This is a genomic window from Sandarakinorhabdus sp., from assembly GCF_040398645.1.
Classification (GTDB): domain Bacteria; phylum Pseudomonadota; class Alphaproteobacteria; order Sphingomonadales; family Sphingomonadaceae; genus Sandarakinorhabdus.
In genome coordinates this window covers 26,976-30,292 of record NZ_JBBATR010000029.1, presented here as the reverse complement: position 1 = coordinate 30,292, position 3,317 = coordinate 26,976, and the positions used below count along the sequence as shown (strand labels likewise).

Annotated in this window: 4 protein-coding genes; 3 read left to right on the top strand and 1 reads right to left on the bottom strand. The window is 60.7% G+C overall.

What is annotated here, in order from left to right; all coding sequences use genetic code 11:
• Both ABWP50_RS08440 and ABWP50_RS08435 read left to right on the top strand, forming a co-directional pair.
• Positions 1-93 (top strand): PEPxxWA-CTERM sorting domain-containing protein (locus ABWP50_RS08440; protein ID WP_502951011.1); only part of this gene is annotated, 93 nt, incomplete at its 5' end.
• A 390-nt stretch (positions 94-483) separates the two neighbouring features.
• On the top strand, positions 484-1,140 hold the full coding sequence (locus ABWP50_RS08435; RefSeq protein ID WP_353217552.1) for a PEPxxWA-CTERM sorting domain-containing protein: 657 nt from the start codon (positions 484-486) through the stop codon (positions 1,138-1,140).
• Positions 1,141-1,379: 239 nt separating this feature from the next.
• Here ABWP50_RS08435 and epmA read toward each other — a convergent pair whose 3' ends face one another.
• Positions 1,380-2,432 (bottom strand): EF-P lysine aminoacylase EpmA, encoded by a 1,053-nt coding sequence (gene epmA / locus ABWP50_RS08430; protein ID WP_353217551.1) that lies wholly within the window; start codon positions 2,430-2,432, stop codon positions 1,380-1,382.
• A 92-nt stretch (positions 2,433-2,524) separates the two neighbouring features.
• On the opposite strand from epmA, the gene efp reads away from it, so the two are divergent.
• The gene (gene efp, locus ABWP50_RS08425; RefSeq protein WP_353217550.1) at positions 2,525-3,097 is read left to right on the top strand and encodes an elongation factor P; all 573 of its coding nucleotides are present in this window, start codon (positions 2,525-2,527) and stop codon (positions 3,095-3,097) included.
• Positions 3,098-3,317 lie beyond the last annotated feature (220 nt).

Genomic DNA, 3,317 nt, shown 5'->3' with positions numbered 1-3,317 from the left:
GTGCCGGAACCGACCAGCTGGGTCATGCTGATCGCTGGCTTCGGCATGGTCGGCGCTGCCGCCCGCCGCCGCAAGACGGTTGTTGCCGCCTGACGTGCCTGAGCCGCCGCATGTAGCGGCGGTTTGCGAAAATGGGGCCGCCGGCATCAGCCGGCGGCCCTTTTTGTTTGCGGCTGCAAATCGCAATTGCCGCGTGGAGGATTTGCGAGCGTGGCTGCGGGCAAGATGGCACGGTCGGCTGCTATCCGTCGCGGCCGCGTAACGGTGCCAACGGGGGATATTGCTCATCTTCGGCTGCTGTCCCCACCATGGCATTTGCTTGTGATGCCGTCGCCGGGGCATGGCGTTTTGTCGGAATTTTTTACATTCAGGTGTGTAAAAAGTGAATTAACGCCGATTATTCAATGGCTTGCAGAGGCATTTCTGGTTGGCACGGTGTTTGCATAGATGGTTGCGGGACCACTCCCAACTAGGAGATTTATCATGATGTTCCGTTTTGCAGCAGCACTCGCCGCTCTCACCCTCGCCACCGCTCCGGCCCAGGCCGTGATCACCAGCATCACCTTGTCCGGCGGCACCGCGTTCACCGCAGGCGGCACTGGCCAGATCATCGCCGCTCCGGCCACCTCGAACATCGCCACGGGCAACAACATCGTTGGCTTCAATGAAGTTCAGAGCACGTCGCTCGTGAATACCCTCGGTCTGGGCAACCTCGCACCGCAGGGCTTCATTTTCGCGACCAACAGCAATGGCAACATTGTTTCGCCAGTGGGCGTGTCCAGCCACTTCTTCCTGTTCAACACCACGGGCAAGACTGCAAGCGGTACGATCACGTTCAATCAGAACGTGATCGCCCTTCAGCGCATCAGCTTCTTCGTTAACAGCCCGCGCAGCAACCAGCTGGAAACCGGTGCAACCGATTTCAGCAGCTTTGGGGTGGCCCAGGGTCTCGAGGTCGCGGATCTTTTCACTCTCATCGATCCGAAGACGCTCAGCTTCTCGTTGACCACCCCGACCAACGTTGACGGTTTCCGCGTTATCACAGCTGTTCCGGAAGCATCCACCTGGGTCATGCTGCTCGCTGGCTTCGGCATGGTCGGCGCTGCCGCCCGTCGCCGCAAGACGGTTGTTGCCGCCTGAAACTGATTGCCCTCGCCTCTAGGGGCTTTGGCGTGAAAAATGGGGTCGCCGGTTTAGTCCGGCGGCCCTTTTTTGTTGTTCATGGTTGCCATGGCTGGTCGTGAAGCATCCACGTGCTCTTGGCAGCTTTGGACTTGCTGGTTTGATGCAGGCCGGCAGGACCCAGTCCTTTGCGGCAGATACAGTGCGATATGAACGCGGTATGCGCTTGAACTGGCCGCCAAGGGCTCAAGCCGCCATTATGCGGGAAACGGGGTCCAGATCACCTGATTGATATGGGTTCCGCCCAGTGCCAGCAGCGCGAGACGATCAAAGCCCAGCGCGACTCCGCTGGCGGGCGGCATGTGGCCGAGGGCAGCGATGAAATCCTCATCGATCGGGTAGCGGCGGGCATAGATGCGCTGTTTTTCGTCCATATCCGCCACAAAGCGCCGGCGTTGTTCAGCGGCATCGGTAAGCTCGCCAAAGCCATTGGCCAGCTCGACACCGCAGGCATAGGCTTCGAAGCGTTCGGCCCAGCGCGTATCATCGGGGCAGGGGCGGGCGAGCGCGGCCTCGCAGACCGGATAGTGGGTGAGGATTGTCAGGCGGCCATCCCCCAGTTTTGGCTCGATGGTCACGATCACCCGGCTGAACAGGTCGCTCCAATTGTCGTCGGCACGCACGCTCAGGCCGATGCGGGCGATCTCTGCGGCCAGCGCATCCCGGTCATTCAAGCAGGCGGCAAGATCGATGCCGGCATGGGCGGCGAAGGCTTGCTGGCAGGTGATCATCTCGGGCTCGGCTGCTGCATCGCAGCTGCGCCCCTGCCAGCGCAGCACGCCATTGCCGCCAGCATCCTGCGCGGTGCGGGCCAGGGCGACGGTGTCAGCGATGACGTCGGTCCACGCGGCCCCCGAGCCTTTACCGGCGCGGTACCATTCGATCATGGTGAATTCCGGGCTGTGCAGCGGGCCTTGTTCGCCATTGCGCCAAACCCGGGCAAAATCGACGATCCGGGTTTCGCCGGCGGCCAGCAATTTCTTGGCGGCAAATTCCGGGCTGGTGTGCAGATAGCGGGTTTGTTCGGCGCCGCCATCGGGCCGCCAGATCACGGCAAAGCCGTGGAGATGGGTTTCATTGCCGGGCGACAGTTGCACGGCGCCGCATTCCACCTCGATAAAGCCCTGGTCCTCAAACCAGCGCCGCAGAACAGTTTTCACGCGGCCGCGGCCTAGCAGCATTGGCCGGCGATCGGCATGATTTTCAGGGTGCCAAAACGGACGGGCGGTGCCGGCGGGAGCGTCGTTCATGTTTTTCCTTGAACAGGGGCGCTGCCATGCCCTAGTCCCCATGGCAACATGTGCGGGCCGGGGCCTGCGCGCATCTGCGCAAAGAGGACAAGATGGTCAAGGATATCGCCAGCAATTTCCGCAAGGGCCAGGTGATCGAGCATGAGGATAGCCAGCTCTATGTCGTGCTGAAGGCTGAAACCTTCCGCCCCGGCAAGGGCACGCCCACCACCACCATCGACATGCGCCGCATTTCCGATGGCGTGAAAACCGTGATCACCGTGAAAACCACGGACACCATCGAGCGGGCGTTTGTCGAGGAAGTCAGCCACAATTACCTGTACCTGGACGGCAAGGACTATATCTTCATCAACAACGAAACCTACGACCAGATCAGCCTGACCGAAGCCATGATCGGCGACGGCATGTTGTTCTTGCAGGAAAATGCCGAGTGCAAGATCCTGATGTTCGATGGCAAGGCCGTGACCATCACGCTGCCGACGCGCGTGACCATGGCCATCGTTTCGACCGAACCGGTGGTCAAGGGCCAGACGGCATCGTCAAGCTACAAGCCCGCCATCGTTGAATCCGGCGCGCGCGTGATGGTGCCGCCGCACATCGATGTCGGCACCCGCATCGTGATCAACACCGAAGATTCCGCCTATGTGGAACGCGCCAAGGACTGATTGGCAGCTTTTTCGTGGCAAAACGGGTGGGCTGGCAGCGATGCCGGCCCATTTTCATTTGCCGGGGCGAATTGGCTTAGCGATTTTCTCGATTGCAGCGGGATGCACAATCAATTTCTCGATCATCGGCTGCGGGGCGTAGTCTCCTTGGCATCGGCACAGCAGGCCGATTTGCCCTTGGGGAGATATTCGACATGAACCGTCCGCTCACATCACTGAT